Raw genomic sequence first — 18,850 nt, 5'->3', positions numbered from 1 at the left:
TACATTTCTTTCCGAAGTGGAGCGGGTGGTCGGCAAAGTGCAATTCAGAAGTCGTTGGAACGGTAGTTGGGGGCCATGCGATTGAGTACTATGAAATTACAACAAAGACATCCACATCTCGTTGAAACAGAAGGGGGAACTACGAATGACAAAGCGCACGCAGAGCATGGCGATGAAGAGAGCATGGAAATACAGTCCGCTCTATCTGATGATGGTACCGGGACTGATTTACTTGGCGATCAACAATTATTTGCCGATGTTCGGACTCGTGATTGCGTTCAAGGACATTAACTTCGCCAAAGGCATTTGGGGCAGCGACTGGGTCGGATTTGAGAACTTTAAGTTCTTGTTCCAGACGTCGGATGCCTATGTCATTACGCGGAATACGATTTTGTACAACGCGGCGTTCATTGTGATCGGCCTTGTTGTTGCCGTAGCCTTTGCGATTCTTCTCAACGAAATTAAAAGCAAGATCGCATCCCGTTTGTACCAGAGTCTGATTATTTTGCCGTTCTTGATTTCCATGGTTCTGGTCAGTTATTTAGTGTATTCCATGCTGAGCATGGAGAGCGGATTTATGAACAAGACGATTTTGCCGGCGTTCGGTATAGAGCCGATAGCGTGGTACAACGAGCCGCAATATTGGCCGGTCATCCTTACGCTGGTCCACACCTGGAAGGGAGCCGGGTATGCTTGCATCATCTACCTGGCGGCGATCATCGGCATCGATCCGGAGTATTACGAGGCGGCGACACTGGACGGCGCTTCCAAGTGGCAGCAAATCCGCACGATCACCATTCCGCTGATCACACCGGTCATCATCATGCTGACGCTGCTGCAGATCGGCCGCATTTTCTACTCCGATTTCGGTCTGTTCTATCAAGTTCCGATGAATGCCGGCGCTCTGTTCAGTACGACGAACGTAATCGATACGTATGTGTTCCGGGGGCTCCTCCAGCTGGGCAATATCGGGATGTCGTCTGCGGCCGGCTTCTATCAGTCGATCGTCGGTTTCGTGCTCGTCATCGTATCCAATTATGTCGTTCGGAAAATCAATAAAGAGAACGCTTTGTTCTAAGGGGGATCACCATGAATAAAGAAAATCTTGCCTGGCAGTGGGCCGCTCATACGGTGATGATCTTATTTTCTCTAAGCTGCCTGCTTCCGTTTGTGCTGCTCCTGATGTCCTCCATCACAGATGAGACAACCATTGTGCAGAACGGCTATTCCTTCTTTCCGAAGCAATTCAGCATGTCGGCCTACGAATATTTATGGGAGCAATCATCGCTTGTATTTAACGCTTATGGGATCACCGTTCTGATCACGATCGTGGGGACAGCCGCGAGCTTGGCGATCACATCGATGCTGGCCTATCCGCTCTCGCGCCGCGATTTGCCGGGGGGGACGTTCTTCGCATTCGTTCTGTTCTTTACCTTATTATTTAACGGAGGCCTTGTCCCCACGTACTTGGTTTATACACAGCTCCTGGAAATGAAGAATACGCTCTGGGCGCTTATCGTGCCGGGGCTGCTGATGAACGGCTTCAACGTACTTCTGATGCGGACTTTCTTCATGACGACCATCCCCGTACCTGTTCTCGAATCGGCTAGTATGGACGGAGCGTCGGAATTCAAGATGTATTACAAAATCGTCCTGCCGCTGTCGCTCCCGATTCTCGCTACGGTCGGTTTATTTCAAGGGCTGGCTTACTGGAACGATTGGAACAACGGATTAATCTATGTTACCGATCCGCAACTGTTCAGTCTGCAAAATGTGCTGAACCGAATTATGAGCGATATTCAGTTTCTCGCCAGCAACGGTGAGCTGAGCGCGAGCGCAGGCGAGAAGGTTGCCCAGCTGCCCAGCGAAACGTTCCGAATGGCCATCGCGGTCATTGCCGTTGTCCCGATCCTCATCGCGTATCCGTTCTTCCAGAAGTATTTCGTGAAGGGGATGACGATCGGGGCTGTGAAGGGCTGATACGTTAACGACAAACAAACTCCCAAGTTCTTTCCGGAACATAGGAGTTTGTTTTTATTCGGAAAGTTAATATATTTTGTGAAATCTGTTAGCTTAACTTTCGTTAAATGTTATGCTGTGAATATCTGATCGTTTTTCCTCTGTTGCTAACGGAAGCGAGAAAAAGCCGGAAATCATCCGTGTATGCCGTGCGCCAAGCGGATTTCGAATACGCCACAGCCGTGCGAAAGTGCTGAACAACAATTCTCAGTAAGCTCAAATGCATGATTGATAGACGTCCTCTTTTGTTAGGTAAACATAGAGACGGTGTGCTAATATAGGAGGAGAAGCCTACGTATGGAGTGAGTAAGCAGTGAAGACAAAAAAAGTGTCGATGCAGCTAATCGCGGATCAATTGGGTGTTTCCAAATTTGCTGTATCCCAGGCGTTATCGGGAAAGAGCGGCGTAAGCGAGGAAACTCGCGCCAAAATCATGCAAACGGCAGCGGCATTAGGTTACCGGATTGCCCATTCGCTGCCGTCCGCTAAACAGGTAAAGCAAACCGGAGATTTCGATGCAAGCGGCAAAGGGGATCGGAATACGGTCATGATCCTGATGCCAAACGTCCGGTTTCAAGATAGTAAAACAGGTTTTTGGGGGAAAATCATTGGCGGCGTATCTTCCGAGCTGGAAAAGCTGGGTACACGGATATTGATGCTTACGGAGCATAATGCCGAAGGACTAACGAAAATCATTAATCCCGACGCTATCTTAGGGCTTATCGGAATCGGTTATATCGCAAGGCCGTTGTTACTGGAGATTCGAAATTCAGACATTCCGATTGTTTTGGTCGATCATGAAGATTCTTTGGTTCCCTGCGATTCGGTCCTGATGAATAACTACGACTCGTTACGAAAGCTGACAACGCATCTGTATACGATGGGGCATACCCGTATGCGTTTTGTCGGTCCCCCTGCCTATTCGCGAAGCTTCCATGACAGATGGCTAGGTTTCCGAATGATTTTGGAAGAGAACGGGCTGCCACTGCCTCCGGCGGAAGATCCGTTCATTGCGAACGATGAAGATGCAGCCGGATGGCTGGAAAAGCATGTTGATCTTCTGATTGACCGAGATGAGCTGCCGACTGTTTTTGTTTGCGCTAACGATTTTTATGCCAATGTGATGATTCGGATATTACAGCAGCGGAATATGAAAGTGCCCGAGGATATTTCCGTCACGGGATTTGATAACGCTGCGGATATCGATGATTTCTCTCAGTTGACGACCGTGAATGTGCCTAATCAATTGATGGGCATTCGTGCGGTAGAAATCCTCAGGCAAAGACTCGAGCACCCGGACCGCCCGTTCGAAAAAGTATTAATTCATGGGGATTTACTTCTCCGACAGTCTGTCAGAAAAATTTAAATATGGAGTGCATGTGCGGGAGGCCGAGCGGAGGCCTCTCTTTTCTTATCCCCAAAATCTGGTTGAGCCATTGCAAACAAAAAAAGAAAACGTTATGCGATTGTGGCTAACAAAAAGTGAATATATATAGAAAAACGTTATTTACAAGTTAGTTAATATGATGTTAGAATGAAGGTGACAAGATCATCAAACCTGAATAGAAAAAGGAGTCATAAGCGTGCAAACGATGGACATTACGGAAACCTGGAACGAGCTTATAGACGTGAATGAGAAGGAAGGGTGGTTTCACCTACACTCGAAGAACAGCAGCTATATGATACAAATTCATCCCTTGGGCTATCCTCTTCACGTATATTGGGGGGCGAGGCTGCAAGCTCCCATTGAAGTACAAGCGATCCTTCCGAATTTCGCTAACGAAACGAACCTGGATAGGCTTCCGCAGGAATATCCGCAGTACGGTTCCGGCGATTTTAGAAATCCGGCTTACCAAGCGCTTCTTGAGGACGGAAGTCGAATAACGGAGCTAACGTACCAAACGTTTCGGCTGTACAATGGGAAGCAGCCGCTATCCGGGCTGCCGGCAACGTATGTGGAAAGCGATTCCGAAGCGATGACCTTGGAGCTTGAGCTCGAGGATGCTTATTCGGGCTTGAACGTCGTGCTCTCTTATACGGTTTTCGCCGAGTTCGATGTGATCATCCGTTCAGCGCGCTTTCTTAACAAAGGAGTGAAAACGCTTAAACTTCTCCGGGCTCACAGCGCGAGTGTTGATTTCCAGGGCGGGGAATACGATGCGGTATATTTGTCGGGGGCGTGGACGAGAGAAGCGACGATTCGGCGCAGCAGGCTGAACCCCGGCACGTTAAGAATTGAAAGCCGCCGAGGCATGAGCAGTCATCAGCTGAATCCTTTTCTCGCTCTTGTCTCTCCTGCTGCCAATGAACAATACGGTGAAGTTTACGGATTCAGCTTTGTGTACAGCGGCAATTTTTCGATCGATGCTGAAGTCGATTCCATGAATACGACGCGTGTTACGGTTGGAATCAATTCATTTGATTTCTCTTGGAAGTTGCTGCCCGGGGAGAAGCTTCAAACCCCTGAAGTCGTTATGGCGTATTCCCGGGAAGGACTTGGGGAGATGTCCAGAACCTATCATCGCTTGTATAGAACACGGCTTTGCAGAGGGGCGTACCGCGATCAGAATCGTCCGATTCTGGTCAACAACTGGGAGGCGACATATTTCCAATTTGATGCGGATAAGCTGGAGGAAATCGCCAAAGTAGGAGGAGAGCTGGGGATTGAGCTGTTCGTCCTGGATGACGGCTGGTTCGGCAAGCGCGATGACGATAAAACATCGCTAGGAGACTGGGTGGAGCATCGTGATAAGCTGCCGCTTGGCTTGAAGGATCTGGCCAACCGCATCCAAAAGCACGTACCGCAGTTCGGGCTGTGGGTGGAACCCGAAATGATTTCCCCCGACAGCAATTTGTATCGAAATCACCCGGACTGGTGCTTGCATGCGGAGGGGCGCCGCCGGACGGAAGCGCGGACGCAGCTCGTGCTCGATTACTCCAGACAAGAGGTTGTGGACTACATCTTCGAGGCGTTAAGCGATGTGTTCATAAGAGCCCAGGTGACTTATGTCAAATGGGATATGAATCGCGGCTTGACGGAGATCGGCTCGGCCGGCCGTGAGCCGGAGCGGCAGCAGGAGACCGCCCACCGTTACGTTCTGGGCTTGTATCAGCTGCTTGAGCGTTTAACGGCCCGTTTCCCTCACATCCTATTTGAGAATTGTGCCAGCGGCGGCGGCCGGTTCGATCCGGGAATGCTGTATTATATGCCGCAAACTTGGGCGAGCGATAATACGGATGCGATCGAACGGTTGAAAATCCAATACGGGCTCAGCCTCGTTTACCCCGCCGGTTCGATTGGCGCCCACGTGTCGGCGGTACCGAATCATCAAGTAGGCCGCATTACGCCTCTCATGACCAGAGGCCACGCGGCGATGTCCGGCAACTTTGGCTACGAGCTTGATTTGACGAAGCTGACGGACGAAGAGAAGGAAATCGTTCGATTTCAGGTGGAGAGCTACAAACGGCACCGACCGTTAGTGCAAAGAGGGGAATTTTACCGGCTCCTTAGCCCGTTTGAAGGGAATTCGACCTCCTGGATGTTCGTCTCTGATGACCGGAAGGAAGCCCTGGTGTTTTATTTCCGGGTATTGGCGGAAGCCAATATGCCGTCTGCGAAGCTGAAGCTGCAAGGGCTGCAGCCGGATTATATCTATCAGCTGGCGGATACGAAGGAGAAGGTCAGCGGCGACCGGCTGATGTACGCGGGGCTTGCGATACCTGGCCTGAAAGGCGACTTTGCAAGCATGTGCATCCACCTAATGGTATGACAGCAGCACATGAAAGGGGTTGAATGGGGTTGGCTGGAGATTCAACGATGATCACATCTTCCGAAAAACAATTAAAAAGGCGATCCGTATGGTCGCTAGCGCTGGATCAAAAATATTTATTTCTGATGTCGCTGCCTTTTGCATGCTGGATCATTGTTTTTAACTACGTTCCGCTCTGGGGCTGGGTGATGGCGTTTCAAAAGTTTCGCCCGGGCGTGCCTTTCAGCGAGCAGCAGTGGGTGGGGCTGGACAACTTTATTCAGTTATTTTCGGATCCGCAATTTTACCTGGTCTTAAGAAATACCTTGGCTATGAGCTTCATGGGGCTTGCAGCCGGCTATACCGCCCCGATCATCTTCGCGATTCTGCTGAATGAAATTCGAGTGGTTGCGTTCAAGCGTACGATGCAGACGATCTCCTATTTGCCGCATTTTGTATCTTGGGTCGTCGTGGCAGGCTTGATTACGAAAATGCTGGCGGTAGACGGCGGAACGGTCAACGCCATTTTGCTGACCCTTCATATCATCGATCAGCCGATTCAGTTTCTGGCGATCGGGGAGTGGTTCTGGGGGATCGTTACGTTATCGGATCTGTGGAAGGAAATGGGCTGGAGCTCGATCATTTATTTGGCTGCCATCTCCGGGATCGATCCGGAGCTATATGATGCGGCCAAAGTGGACGGTGCGGGCAGGATCAGGCGAATTTGGCACATTACGCTGCCCGGGATCCGTTCGACCATCATGATCATGATGATCTTGTCCATCGGCTGGCTGACCAGTATCGGATTCGAAAAACAATTCCTGCTCGGCAATCCGATTGTTCAAGATTATTCCCAAGTGCTGGATCTTTATGTGCTGAATTACGGGATCAAGCTAGGCAGATTCTCGTACGGCACGGCTATCGGCATCGTCAACACGATCGTCAGCATTACGCTGCTGCTGCTGGCCAACCGGCTCTTCAAGCGTTGGACTCAAGAGAGCGTATTTTAAGAAGGAGGTGGAAGCATGGGGGCTAGAATGAGCGGGCGAGTGAAAGATATCGTATTTGATAGCTTTCTCTACTTATTCATGATAGCGGTGGGAATTGTCACTCTTTATCCGTTCTGGAACGTACTTGCCATATCGTTCAACGATGCGACGGATACGGTAAGGGGAGGCATCTATTTATGGCCTCGCTCCTTCACATGGAATAATTACAAGGAAATTTTCATGTATAACAATTTGATCGTGGCTTTCCAGAACTCCGTACTGCGTACCGTCATCGGCACGCTGCTAGGCGTCTTTAGCTCTGCGACAGTCGCCTACGTGCTCAGCCGAAAGGACTTTATTGCCAGAAAGCAGCTTTCGCTCTTATTCGTCCTCACGCTCTACTTTTCGGGCGGTCTCATCCCGGGCTACATGCTGATGAGAGACTTACACCTGATGAACAACTTCTGGGTATACATTTTGCCGGGGATCGTGAGCGCATGGAATATTTTTGTGGTGCGTTCCTACATCGACGGATTGCCTTACAGCTTGCAGGAATCCGCCAAAATCGACGGGGCTAACGATTTGACGATCTATCTTCGAATTATTTTGCCTCTGTGCAGTCCCGTACTTGCCACGGTAGCGCTGTTCATCGCCGTAGGCCAGTGGAATTCCTGGTTTGACACCTACTTGTACAACAGCGGCAAAGCCTCGTTAACGACGCTTCAGTACGAGCTTATGAAAATATTGGCCAACACGACAGCGGGGAGCAGCAGCGCCGATCTGGCGAGAAGCGGCAATCCGGCCTTGTCGACAAGAGTGTCGCCGGAGTCTATTCGAGCAGCAATTACGATTGTAGCTACGCTGCCTATCCTGCTTGTATACCCATTCCTGCAAAAATATTTCGTCCAAGGTTTGACGCTCGGCGCCGTAAAGAGCTGATTGGATTCGGTACTAACAGAGATCTTCTGTTACTACATACACATATGAACTAGGGAGGTTATGCGTATGGGCATGAAGAGAAAGTGGGGGGCGGCTCTTCTTGCGGTGGTCATGATGGCCGCAACCGCATGTACAAACAAGAACTCCGAGGATAGCAATGGCGAGACGGCGGCAGGGGACAAGAAGCCTGTTACCTTCACGATGTTCAGCGCCGATATGAATTCGAACTACGAGAATATGCAAAGTCCGGTGGGGAAGAAGATTACGGAGCTTACCGGCGTTACATTGAACATCGATTATCCCGTAGGCGATCCGAAAGAAAAAATCGCTTTGATGGCGGCAAGCGGCGAGTATCCGGATTTGATCTTTGCCAAGAACGAAGTCAATATGCTTGTCGATGCCGGGGCGCTTATCGATCTTGCTCCGCTCATCGAGAAATACGGTCCGAATATTAAGAAGCTGTACGGCCCTTACTTGGATCGGTTGAAGTGGAGTAAAGAAGATCCCGCCATCTATTACTTGGGAACCTACGGTGTGAATGAACAGCAGTGGGAGCCGAAGGACGGGTTCATGCTTCAGCATCAGGTCGTGAAGGAGCTGAATTATCCGAGCATAAAGACGTTGAAGGATTTTGAGAGCGCTATTAAAGCCTACAAAGAGAAGCACCCGACGGTAAACGGCCAGCCGACCATCGGTCTCACGCTCATTGCGGAAGATTGGAGAATCGCCCAAAGTGTGACGAACCCGGCGTTATTCGCCACAGGCGGCTCCGATGACGGCGAATGGTACATTGACGATAAGACGAAGAAGCCGGTATTCCACTTTACGCGTCCGGAAGAGAAGGAATATTTCAGATGGCTGAACCATATGTACGCGACAGGGCTGTTGGACCAGGAGAGCTTTACGCAAAAATACGATCAATATAAAGCGAAGATCGCCTCCGGTCGTGTTCTGGCGCTTATCGATTCCAAGTGGCAGTACACGGAGCCGGAGCAAGCGCTGAAGCAGGCGGGCAAACCGGAGCTGACCTACGGCATGTATCCCGTCACCTTGAATGAAAGCTTTAAGAATCGGAATTTCCAGAATGCCGGTTACTCGGCATCTCTAGGCGTGAGCATATCGAAATCAGCGAAAGACCCAGTCGCCATTATTAAATTCCTGGATTGGCTCTGCTCGGATGAAGCGCAAATTTTGAATTCCTGGGGCATTGAAGGCGTTCATTACAAGATCGAAAACGGGAAACGGGTGATCCCGCCTGAGATCATGGCCGCTCGCACCAACGATCCGCAGTTCGGCAAGAAAACCGGGATCGGCGTATACGGATATCCGTTCCCTTACTACGGTGACGGCGTGAAAGACCCGACAGGACAAACGTATTCGATCAAGAGCGAACAGCAAATTATGGACAGCTACTCCGCGCCGGAGAAGGAAGTGCTGTCCAAATATAACGCCAAGATGTGGAGGGATTTATTCCCGAGCGCGTCGGAGTTTCCTGTTAAACCGTGGGGAGCGGCGTGGCAAATCAACATTCCGCAAGATACGGACGGTGCCGTTATTATGAAGAAGCTGCAGGAAATTGTGAGGAAACGCGTCCCGGAAATGATCATGAAGTCTCCCGACCAATTCGATGCGATTTGGGATGCGTTCCAGAGCGATATGGAGAAAGCCGGCGTGCACAAGCTGGAAGCGCAGTTTGAAGGGCTGTTGAAGGAAAGAATGGAGCTCTGGGGAACCAGGTAACCCCCTTATTTGCCCTGCCGATAAAATAAAGGCGAATGTCCGGTGACCGACTTGAATACCCGGCCAAAATGCGTAACGCTGCCGAAGCCAACCTTCTTCGCAATTTGGCCGGCCTTCATCTTCGAGCTCTCCAGAAGCTTCTTGGCTTCCTTGACTCTGACGCTGTTGACATATTCCACAAAGGTAAAGCCTGTCGCTTCTTTAAAGAAACGGCTTAAGTAGTACGGACTGACGTAAAATGTCTCGGCCAGCAGATGGAGCGACAGCTCCTGCATATAATGGCTGTTGATATAACGGACAACCTCCGAAATTCTTTCATGCATGGGGCTTGGGGATTCCAAGGGCTCCATGCTGCTTTGTTTAATATGCCGGCAGCAAATGATAAGGAGCTGCAGAACCGACGTTTGCGCATAGAGGTCGAAGCCCGGCCTTTGATGCTGCACCTCCTGCAGTATGCTTTGAGCGAGCGCTTCGATGGAAAGCCGGTCTTGCAGGGAACATTTTACGATCAAGTACTCCTTCTCAAACAGAGGCTGCAGAATGTCGTCATAAGTCCCCTTCACGGAGGCCATGCAGCTCTCATGAATATTCACGATCAGACGTTCATGCTCAGGCAAATCCGCATTGATGGTCCGATGCAAAATATTCGGCGATATAATGACGATATCTCCTTCATGGATTACAATTGTCCGATCCTTGATGAAAATAGCCCGTTTGCCGGACATCAAATAATACATTTCGAACGTACTGTGAAAATGGTTGAGCGGCATATGGTGACTAAGCGCCTTGCGGTACGATACCTGGAAGGTCCCGTCTCCATTATGATAATAAATGTCACCCATGAGTCCACGCCTTTCCAAGCGTTATATCTTTCATTATATCTGACGATTCGATTTCGGCAAAATATAAGAAGAATTCGCTCAAAACTGCAAATATTGTACATATTCTTTTGCTAAGATGAGCTTAGAAAAAGAAGGAGGTATGAACAAGATGCAGTCAGTAGCGCTTACACCAATTCAATGGGCGGAGAAGGCCTGCGAGGCGTTGATGGCCAAATTTGAGCCGGAAATGCTGCCGCCGGACCGGTTTCACTATCATCAGGGAGTGTTTCTGTCCGGAATGGAGAAATGCTGGAGGGAGACCGGGAATCAAAAATATTATGACTACCTCAAACGGTGGGTAGACAGTCAAGTGCTCGCCGACGGCAGCATCAAGAAGTTTAAGCCCGATGAGCTGGACGATATTCAGCCGGGCGTGCTCCTGTTCAACCTGTACGAGCAGACGGGGGATGAACGCTATAAGAAAGCGTTGTACAACCTCGTTCCTCTGTTAAAATCGTGGAAGACGAATCCGTCGGGCGGATTCTGGCATAAGGAGCATTATCCGAATCAAATGTGGCTGGACGGCTTATATATGGCGGGGCCGATTGCCGTTCAGTTCGGCAAGGCGTTCGGCGAAACCGAATATTTTGATATGATGACGTATCAGGCTATTCTGATGGAGAAGCATACGAAGGATCCCACAACCGGCCTGCTGTATCACGGGTGGGATGAAACGAAGGCGGCCAAGTGGGCTGACCCCGTGACAGGCCTGGCTCCCGAGTTTTGGGGCCGCGCGATCGGCTGGTATCCCGTAGCCCTGCTGGAGATGTTCGAGCACCTTCCCGAGCATCACAAGGATAAAGCGACGCTGGTCGGCATTGTTCAAGATCTCTTGATCGCTCTGACGAAATTCCAGGATCCGGCGACCGGCCTCTGGTATCAAGTGGTGGACAAGGGAGACCGGCCGGATAATTGGCTGGAGGTTTCCTGTTCCGCCCTGTATGTTCATGCCATCGCCAAAGCCGTACGATTCGGCTGCTTGGACGCCGAGTATTTGCAATATGCTTGGAAGGGATATCAGGGAGTCATCGATACGCTAAAGTTCGATGAGAACGGTCATGTGATCATCGGCCAGATCTGTATCGGCACCGGTATCGGCGACTATGCTCACTATATTGCCCGCCCAACCAGCGAAAACGATTTGCACGGCGCAGGCGCCTTCATCCTCATGTGCGTGGAGATGAGTCTGGCTCAGCCTCAGCGTTCGAACGATTAACGTTATACCGGAAAAATCCCTAGTCCTTGTCCAAGAAGAGACAAGACTAGGGATTTTTTTTGCGCGCATATGTAACAGGGCAGATCAAGATCCGGCGTATCGTTAAGATTTTTTAATGGTGTAAAACCCAAATTGTTCGATTTCGTCAAGAACCTTACGACCAAAAGACTCAATGAGTTCATCGGTGCTAATTTTGGTACCTCCTAAAGTTAACCCGTCCCAGCGTACAATTCTACCGTCCTTAATCAAAAAAATATCATCCATACTTATTCTGCCCCCCTGATAAGATGAATATCATTCTTCATCCTTATTTTATTCGATAATGCCTATGATATGCAATCGGTTGCCGGTAACGGTAACTTCTGCTAAGATGGTTTTAACTTTTTAAATTGATTTAATAAGTGACTACACCTTCTTGATGAAAGGCTTGGATCCAGATGACGATGTACATAAAGCCAAAGGAGATGAGGGAGGCGATCCTTCATCGCATCCGCGCGGGGCTCATCATGATGGGCAGCGCTACGAAAGCGGAGCTCAGTCAGCGGCTCGGAATCAGCTTCCCGACGATCAGCAAGTTTCTGGCCCAGATGGAGAAGGACGGAGAAATCCGCTATACCGGCGATGACAATTCCAGCGGCGGCAGGAGGGCAAAGCGGTATACGTACGATCCGGAATACATGCTGGGGCTGGCCGTCTTTATCGAGAAGAACGAGACGAGTTACTCGATATTCACCTGTGTCGGGGAGATCAAGGAGCAAGGGACGAAGCCGAGCGTATTGCAGCAAGACACCGAGCTGCTGGCGGAGCTTATTGAAGAGCTGATCGAGAAATATCCACGGCTTCGTGCGATTGCGATCGGAGTGCCCGGTTCCGTAAATAACGGGCGAATCATCTTTATTCCGCCGTATCAGCAATTCCTTGACTATGATTTGAAAGGGGAATTCGAAGCCCGGTTCCAAATTCCGGTCGTGGTCGAGAATGATATGAACGCATCGGTGCTTGGCTATGCGTCGAATTTCGAGATTGAGAACGAATCGCTGGTTTATTTATATTTCGGCCAGAACGGACCGGGCTCCGGAATTATGATCAATGGCGATGTCGTGCGGGGAAGCACGTCGTTCTCGGGTGAAATTTCTTTCGTGCCTCAGTACGATAACCGATCGTTTCGGGAAGCGCTGCAGATGGGGCAGGGCAATCGCAAAATCATGTTGGCCGGAGACGGCCAGATCGATGCCGTCGCCCGTCTAATCGCCGCGTTCGGCGCCATCCTCAACCCGCGGGCGGTCGTATTTTGCGATGATGAAGTGGACGAAGCGCTTTTGGCTAAGATCGCGGACCGAAGCTCGGCGTATTTCCCGCTAGAGCATTTGCCGATGCTGACGATGAGCAATTGGAGACAGGATTATTTGACCGGTTTGCAGCATTTGGCGCTAAATTTGATGATTACGGATGGTTAGCACGAAGAATCCCTTCTGCAAAGGAGCTGCACGATGGCAACCTTGTTCTTAATGATTATCTATTTATCGTTCATCAGCCTCGGACTTCCGGATTCATTGCTCGGGTCGGCTTGGCCTGTGATGTGGCCTGACGTCGGAGCATCCTTAGGTTCCGCCGGGATCTTGTCTATGGTCGTGGCGGGAGGGACGATCGTATCGAGTCTGGCAAGCGGGAATATCGTCAGGCGGTTTGGAACGGGAAAAGTTACCCTTATAAGCTGCTGCCTTACCGCCGGAGCGCTGTTCGGCTTTTCGACAGCACCGTCGTTCCTTTGGTTAGTTGTACTGGCCGTTCCTCTGGGGCTTGGCGGAGGAGCAGTCGACGCATCGTTGAATCATTATGTAGCTGAGCACTATAAAGCCCATCACATGAATTGGCTGCACTGTTTCTGGGGTGTAGGCGCAACGATGGGACCCATGATCATGTCATCCTTCATAGCCGACCATAACTCATGGAGGGGCGGTTATGCAGCCGTATCCATCATCCAGTTCGTGCTCGTCCTGATTTTGCTTGTGACGCTTCCGCTATGGAAACGGCATTCCTCGAATCGTGAGCCGGAGCGTGCAGATCAACAAGAACAGCGAGACCAGGCCGATTCCGGGCGGTTGCAAGCTAACGTCAACGTACTCCGCATCAAAGGAGTTAACTATTCCTTATTCGCCTTCTTATTCTACTGCGGAGTTGAAGCGACGGTCGGGCTGTGGGGGGCCAGCTACCTGGTTGGAGCAAGGGCGGTTACGGCAGAGACTGCCGCCGGATGGATATCTCTATACTATGGCGGCATAACGGTCGGAAGGCTGGTTACAGGGTTTATTACGATGAAAGTTTCGAATCGGGTGTTAATTCGCTTAGGTCAGCTTGTTGCCATTGCAGGCGGTATCGTCCTTTTGCTTCCGCTGCCTCACACGCTGTTCCTGACGGGATTCATTTTGATTGGACTCGGCCTTGCCCCGATCTATCCGGGCCTCCTTCATGAAACTCCCGCCCGGTTTGGCAGAGAACATTCCGCCAAGCTGATGGGGTATCAGATGGCTGTCGCATATACGGGAACGACGATTCTGCCGCCGCTATTCGGATTGTTTGCACAAACGAGTATAGCGACGTTCCCGTTTGTCGTGCTCGCTTTTCTTATACTCATGATGATGAGTGCGGAGAAAGTAAACCGCTTGTTAGGCAGCCGATTGAGCTTGAAGGAAGAACATAACCGCTGAACGTGATGAGGTGAAAATGCTGCACTTGGAATTTATTCAGTAGGATTGCTTTCCGCTAGGGTCGAATACAGGCGATGAAGATCGATTAAAGGAGCCTGCGCATGAGACTTCTAACGAAAATTATGATATACATCAGCCTAAGCACCGTTATCTTGCTTACGATACAGTATACGTTGTCCGAGAGGTTAATTATTCGTAACTCCGAAGTGCTGGAAATGTCCTATGCCAAAGAAGGGCTAAAGCGCGCATTGCATTCCTTTTTTGATGAAAACCGTAATCTGGGGGCCATCGCCATTAATTATGCAGGCTGGGACGATACGTATCACTTTGTGTCTCAAGCTCACATCCCTCCTGCCGATGTGCGCTATATTCAAACGAACTATCCTCCTTCCTTGTTTACGTCCAGCCGTTTGAATTTTGCGCTTCTGTTCGATAATGACAAACGGGTTTTTCTAGGCAAGTCCTACGACTTTATGAAAAATGAAGCCACCGGTGACTCCGCCGCATTCATCGAAGAGTTGCGCGGACGTCACGCATCGTTTATCGAGCACGCGGATGAAAGCTCCCGAAAGGTAGCGATCATCGTTGTTAACGGCAAGCCGATCGTGGCCGTTTCGGACCCGATTCTGACAAGTGAAAATAAAGGGCCCGTTCACGGTTCTCTCGTGTTTGGGCGGTATATCGATGACCATTACATCCGGTACGTATCGGAAAAGGCGGACATGAGTCTATCTTACCGGATTGTAAATTCTTCGCTCAAGCTGCCGGAACATGCTGTCAAGATGACTGTGGATTCAAAAGAGCTGTCGTACTGGGCTGAAACAGACCGGGACTATATTCGTTCATTTGCAGCGATTTACGACGTAGACAATAATCCGGTCGTCGTGCTGGAATGTGCGCAACCACGGGATTTTTCCAAGCAAGCTCTGGCAAGCATCCGTTACTATTCGCTGTATTACGCCTTATCCGGGCTCGCTTTGCTTGTTGTCGTGATTATCGTACTCAAGCGCAACGTGTTTCACCGCATGTATCGGGCTGTCTCCGGTATGAACAGCATCGAACGGGAGCACAACTTTTCCCTGAGGATCGCCGAAACGGGCCAAGACGAGTTGTCCGATATGGAGAGAACGTTTAATCGGATGATGGCTTCTCTGGAGCGGAAGCAGCTGGAAATCTATCATCAAGCGCATCATGATGTACTTACCGGGCTGCCGAACCGAAAGTCCTTCTTCCTTATGCTGGAGGAAAAAATGGATTACGGACGACAGTATCAAGTTCCGTTCGCAGTCCTGTTTATCGATTTGGATCGGTTTAAGTATGTAAACGATACGTTTGGGCACCACGCCGGTGACCGGCTGCTCGTCCAAGCTGCAAATCGTATCAAGGATTGTTTGCTACACGGGGACGCCTTGTTCCGGTTAGGAGGGGACGAGTTCTGTGTCATATGCCAGAACGAGGTCGACACGACCGCGATTGAGAAGCTGATTGGCAGGATCAAATCAAAGCTGGACACTCCCTTCCACCTGGAAGGCCAAGCTGCATCCATCTCCGCCAGCATCGGGATCAGTCTGTATCCGGAACACGGTACGAATGGCGAGGAGCTGCTGCTGCATGCGGATACGGCCATGCTTGCAGTCAAGGATTCAGGAAGAGCAGGCTATCTGTGGTATTCCGAATCGATCCATGCGGCGAGAAAACGACGGTTAACCATTGAGAATTACTTGCCGCAGGCGATTGATCATAACGAGCTGCTGCTTCATTACCAGCCCAAATGGGACTTGAAGCGCAACGAGATGACCGGCGTGGAGGCGCTTTTGCGCTGGAATCATTCTCAGCTTGGGGCGGTACCGCCGTCCGAGTTCATTCCGATCGCCGAATCGTCGGGACTCATTACCGTAATCGGGGATTGGATATTAAGATCGGTCTGCCGCCAGTACAAGGAGTGGCAAATTTCCGTACCGGGCAACACATGGAGCATTGCGGTCAATATATCCGGTATGCAGCTGCTGGAACCAGACTTTGTGGAGAGAGTACGAACCATGATTGAGGAGGAAGAGGTAGAGCCAAGCCGCATTGAATTCGAAGTGACGGAAAGCTTCGCCATTACGAATTTCGTGGAAGTGAGCAGGGTGCTGATGCAGCTGAGCGAGCTCGGCATTCTCATTTCCATCGATGATTTTGGGGCTGGTTATTCTTCGTTGAAATATTTATGCAAGCTTCCGATTCAAATCATGAAAATCGATAAGTCGCTGGTGGAGCAAGTGTACGAGTCGGTGAGCCACCAGGTGGTGCTATCGTCCGTAATCGACATGGCGCATCAACTAGGCCTGATTGTCGTTGCCGAGGGCGTGGAGACGGAAGAACAGCTTCGTTTCCTCCGCGATCAAGGCTGCGATCGAATCCAAGGCTATCTGGTGGGCAGACCGGTGTCGGCTGAGCGGATCGTCAAGAAGGATTTCGCGATATAGAGCAAAGAAAGGAAGGTCAAGCGTCGGCTTGACCTCCCAACTCACAGATACCGGGCGATACAACGTACCAATTCCGCAGGGAATCGATTTAAATCCGTAATATCCAAATATCTTCCGTCTCCATAAATACGGCTGATCGTCTCTTTGTCATCGCCAATGGCGGCTGCCAAAAATCGTACGCCTCTCCGTTCGTATTCCGCGATCGTTTGCTGAATGTCTTGAAGCGCGGTTTCCCCGCTATAAGCTTCCAGCGCTTTCGGCTGACCATCGCTGATGCTGATGAGCAGCTTGCTCTGCCCCGGGGCTCCGGCCAGCCGGTCGGCCATGATCCGCAGGGCCATCCCATCCCGATTGTTGCCTCTGGCCCGAATCCCCATTAACCGATACCGGTCGTATCGATCGGGCTTGGCGAAATCCGCGTAAGAAAAGATCGACATCTGCTCCAGCCGGGAAACGTCCGCGGTATCCCCGGAGATCAGAACGGGAATATCGCACAGCATACAAAATTCATAAACAGCGATAACCGCACGCTTGGCAGCCTCCAGTCTTCCCGCGGCTGTCATCGATTTGGATTCGTCGACCCGTACCCCCACAACCAAAGTGGGGGATTCCGACGGCGGTCGCTTCTTGGAGAAATATCTGAAGTCCTTATAGGCCAAGCTGTCCGTACGGAACTTATTCCCATAGCAGTGACGGCCTGCATAATCCACGGAGATCTCATGCTCCAGAAGCGGCATCGTTCTCCGTGCGATTTCCCTTACCACAGGCAATAGATTGCGGCTCATGCGTTCATATTCTGCCTGAAGCACCGGTGTAACCTCCGGCCGGTGTACGATGAGCTTGACGTCCTTATGAACCGAGTGAGCAATCACCTCTCTCGCTTCCGTGTTCAGTTTCTTGCGGAATTCCTTTTCTTTCTGTTTATGCTCCTTATCCGGATCATATTGATCCTTGGACACGGCGTAAGAAATATTTGCCCCCAATTCGCTTCGGTTCCCCTCAGCAGACTTCTCGAATTGGATGCTGTGGTTGCTGAAATTGTCGTCGCTCTCTGCCGACTTCGTAAGCGCGAGCCCATCCTCCGCGTCGGCGTCATCGTGCGAATCCATGCCGTCAAGCCGATCCGAAGCGGTGATATCAAGTGTCCCTAGAATTCGTTTTTTTTTACTGCAGCCTCCAGGCCATCCAATTGTGTCATCAGGCCGCGGGATTGAAGAGCTTCTTCCAGCAGCTTGATTTCATCAGGGTCTGTCGTGATTTTGTAGATGACTTTATGATAGAGAGATTCTTTGACAGGTATCCCTGCCGAGACGGCATCTGTCCAGTAAAAATAAGAACGCATTCCCGCCACGCCTTTGATCGCATTGGCTTTGGCTGCCTGATCCAGCGCGATGATGGCATCCGCCAATATGCCCAAAACGGCCTGATCTTGATATCCTACCATGGCGCTCGCCCTTTCGATCATGACCTCCTTGGTTGGCGTCTCCATTCTTTCCGTATGCTGGACTCTGTCTCTCAGCGCCTCGTTTAAGGGCTTCGTTCCGGCGTAACTCCGGTTCGTCGTAATGACGACAACGAAATCGGGATGTCTGCGGATGATCTCGGTCGGAAGGTTGAGGCTGCCGTCAGGCTCCAAAGCGGAATTCAGAGCCATCAGAACGGCTGCGTCGCGGATCACGTTCGGCTCCTGGATTTCCAGCAGGTAGCCGTTCTGATAAGCTCTTACGATCTCGGATGGATAGAAGCGGTACTCGACCGGAGCTTGCTCCCGCTCATCGGTCCGTTCGCTCTTATCTGATGTCATGACAGGCAGGATCGCGCCGATGACATCCGATTTATCCATATCGGCGAAGCATGTTACTTTCGTATAAGGCAAACCGAACTCTGCGGATAACGCCTTCGCCAATTGCGTTTTTCCCGAACCCGCATCTCCTTCCAGCAAAATCGTGGAGATTTTCATCTGCCCCCGGTTCCAATTCCGTTTCACTTCTTCGCAAATTCGCTTCTCTGCATCGCTGACGATGTGAGAGGAAGGTTTTTTCCATACGAGTGCTTTCTCCATATCCGACAATTGCCGATCGGGCGATAACAAATAAGGTTGATTCCCGTACAACGCTTTCACCGCTTCCATTCGTTGATCA

The 18,850-nt window shown here is 50.6% G+C and carries 15 protein-coding genes; 11 read left to right on the top strand and 4 right to left on the bottom strand.

The features are described from left to right. The first annotated feature begins 145 nt into the window (after positions 1-145). The 7 genes from ACFFK0_RS26730 to ACFFK0_RS26700 all read left to right on the top strand — a co-directional run bounded on the left by ACFFK0_RS26730 (position 146) and on the right by ACFFK0_RS26700 (position 9,436). Positions 146-1,078: an ABC transporter permease gene (locus tag ACFFK0_RS26730; protein WP_377473733.1), complete on the top strand. Its 933-nt coding sequence runs from the start codon at positions 146-148 to the stop codon at positions 1,076-1,078. A gap of 11 nt (positions 1,079-1,089) precedes the next feature. Continuing rightward, on the top strand, positions 1,090-1,980 hold the full coding sequence (locus ACFFK0_RS26725; RefSeq protein ID WP_377473731.1) for a carbohydrate ABC transporter permease: 891 nt from the start codon (positions 1,090-1,092) through the stop codon (positions 1,978-1,980). Between the two features lie 352 nt (positions 1,981-2,332). Further along, positions 2,333-3,385, top strand: a complete 1,053-nt coding sequence (locus tag ACFFK0_RS26720) for a LacI family DNA-binding transcriptional regulator (RefSeq protein ID WP_377473729.1) — start codon at positions 2,333-2,335, stop codon at positions 3,383-3,385. 226 nt (positions 3,386-3,611) lie between these two features. Next, a complete protein-coding gene (locus ACFFK0_RS26715) occupies positions 3,612-5,789 on the top strand; it encodes an alpha-galactosidase (RefSeq protein ID WP_377473838.1) in 2,178 nt (725 codons plus the stop codon). Positions 5,790-5,836: 47 nt separating this feature from the next. Next, positions 5,837-6,778: an ABC transporter permease gene (locus tag ACFFK0_RS26710; protein ID WP_377473727.1), complete on the top strand. Its 942-nt coding sequence runs from the start codon at positions 5,837-5,839 to the stop codon at positions 6,776-6,778. Between the two features lie 15 nt (positions 6,779-6,793). Beyond that, entirely contained in the window at positions 6,794-7,696 is a 903-nt protein-coding gene (locus ACFFK0_RS26705; RefSeq protein WP_377473725.1) for a carbohydrate ABC transporter permease, read from the top strand. 66 nt (positions 7,697-7,762) lie between these two features. Beyond that, a complete protein-coding gene (locus ACFFK0_RS26700; RefSeq protein WP_377473723.1) occupies positions 7,763-9,436 on the top strand; it encodes an ABC transporter substrate-binding protein in 1,674 nt (557 codons plus the stop codon). 5 nt (positions 9,437-9,441) lie between these two features. Here ACFFK0_RS26700 and ACFFK0_RS26695 read toward each other — a convergent pair whose 3' ends face one another. Continuing rightward, entirely contained in the window at positions 9,442-10,278 is an 837-nt protein-coding gene (locus ACFFK0_RS26695) for an AraC family transcriptional regulator (RefSeq protein WP_377473721.1), read from the bottom strand. 148 nt (positions 10,279-10,426) lie between these two features. Here ACFFK0_RS26695 and ACFFK0_RS26690 point away from each other — a divergent pair, with 148 nt between their 5' ends. After that, positions 10,427-11,533: a glycoside hydrolase family 88/105 protein gene (locus tag ACFFK0_RS26690; RefSeq protein WP_377473719.1), complete on the top strand. Its 1,107-nt coding sequence runs from the start codon at positions 10,427-10,429 to the stop codon at positions 11,531-11,533. Between the two features lie 102 nt (positions 11,534-11,635). Here ACFFK0_RS26690 and ACFFK0_RS26685 read toward each other — a convergent pair whose 3' ends face one another. Next, complete coding sequence (locus ACFFK0_RS26685; RefSeq protein ID WP_377473717.1) at positions 11,636-11,797, bottom strand: hypothetical protein; 162 nt, start codon at positions 11,795-11,797, stop codon at positions 11,636-11,638. Between the two features lie 179 nt (positions 11,798-11,976). Between ACFFK0_RS26685 and ACFFK0_RS26680 the strand changes: the two genes are divergently transcribed. From ACFFK0_RS26680 to ACFFK0_RS26670, 3 genes are all read left to right on the top strand, one after another. Further along, positions 11,977-12,990, top strand: coding sequence for an ROK family transcriptional regulator (locus tag ACFFK0_RS26680; RefSeq protein WP_377473715.1), 1,014 nt, complete (start codon positions 11,977-11,979; stop codon positions 12,988-12,990). 33 nt (positions 12,991-13,023) lie between these two features. Next, complete coding sequence (locus ACFFK0_RS26675; protein ID WP_377473713.1) at positions 13,024-14,241, top strand: MFS transporter; 1,218 nt, start codon at positions 13,024-13,026, stop codon at positions 14,239-14,241. Positions 14,242-14,342: 101 nt separating this feature from the next. Beyond that, positions 14,343-16,709, top strand: coding sequence for a bifunctional diguanylate cyclase/phosphodiesterase (locus ACFFK0_RS26670; RefSeq protein ID WP_377473711.1), 2,367 nt, complete (start codon positions 14,343-14,345; stop codon positions 16,707-16,709). A 41-nt stretch (positions 16,710-16,750) separates the two neighbouring features. Here the strand turns inward: ACFFK0_RS26670 and ACFFK0_RS26665 are convergent, their stop codons facing one another. Both ACFFK0_RS26665 and ACFFK0_RS26660 read right to left on the bottom strand, forming a co-directional pair. Next, on the bottom strand, positions 16,751-17,818 hold the full coding sequence (locus ACFFK0_RS26665) for a vWA domain-containing protein (RefSeq protein ID WP_377473709.1): 1,068 nt from the start codon (positions 17,816-17,818) through the stop codon (positions 16,751-16,753). 38 nt (positions 17,819-17,856) lie between these two features. After that, positions 17,857-18,822: an AAA family ATPase gene (locus tag ACFFK0_RS26660; protein ID WP_377473707.1), complete on the bottom strand. Its 966-nt coding sequence runs from the start codon at positions 18,820-18,822 to the stop codon at positions 17,857-17,859. Positions 18,823-18,850 lie beyond the last annotated feature (28 nt).

It is taken from the genome of Paenibacillus chartarius, assembly GCF_042432825.1.
Lineage (GTDB): Bacteria > Bacillota > Bacilli > Paenibacillales > NBRC-103111 > Gordoniibacillus > Gordoniibacillus chartarius.
This window is presented reverse-complemented; position numbering and strand designations above follow the sequence as displayed.

Bases quoted from the DNA above. Each gene is read 5' to 3' on its own strand.
- ACFFK0_RS26715 (WP_377473838.1), top strand. From the start codon at position 3,612: ATGGACATTACGGAAACCTGGAACGAGCTTATAGACGTGAATGAGAAG.
- ACFFK0_RS26670 (WP_377473711.1), top strand. From the start codon at position 14,343: ATGAGACTTCTAACGAAAATTATGATATACATCAGCCTAAGCACCGTT.
- ACFFK0_RS26695 (WP_377473721.1), bottom strand. From the start codon at position 10,278: ATGGGTGACATTTATTATCATAATGGAGACGGGACCTTCCAGGTATCG.
- ACFFK0_RS26690 (WP_377473719.1), top strand. From the start codon at position 10,427: ATGCAGTCAGTAGCGCTTACACCAATTCAATGGGCGGAGAAGGCCTGC.
- ACFFK0_RS26725 (WP_377473731.1), top strand. From the start codon at position 1,090: ATGAATAAAGAAAATCTTGCCTGGCAGTGGGCCGCTCATACGGTGATG.
- ACFFK0_RS26730 (WP_377473733.1), top strand. From the start codon at position 146: ATGACAAAGCGCACGCAGAGCATGGCGATGAAGAGAGCATGGAAATAC.
- ACFFK0_RS26700 (WP_377473723.1), top strand. From the start codon at position 7,763: ATGGGCATGAAGAGAAAGTGGGGGGCGGCTCTTCTTGCGGTGGTCATG.
- ACFFK0_RS26685 (WP_377473717.1), bottom strand. From the start codon at position 11,797: ATGGATGATATTTTTTTGATTAAGGACGGTAGAATTGTACGCTGGGAC.
- ACFFK0_RS26710 (WP_377473727.1), top strand. From the start codon at position 5,837: ATGATCACATCTTCCGAAAAACAATTAAAAAGGCGATCCGTATGGTCG.
- ACFFK0_RS26705 (WP_377473725.1), top strand. From the start codon at position 6,794: ATGGGGGCTAGAATGAGCGGGCGAGTGAAAGATATCGTATTTGATAGC.
- ACFFK0_RS26680 (WP_377473715.1), top strand. From the start codon at position 11,977: ATGTACATAAAGCCAAAGGAGATGAGGGAGGCGATCCTTCATCGCATC.
- ACFFK0_RS26675 (WP_377473713.1), top strand. From the start codon at position 13,024: ATGGCAACCTTGTTCTTAATGATTATCTATTTATCGTTCATCAGCCTC.
- ACFFK0_RS26665 (WP_377473709.1), bottom strand. From the start codon at position 17,818: ATGGATTCGCACGATGACGCCGACGCGGAGGATGGGCTCGCGCTTACG.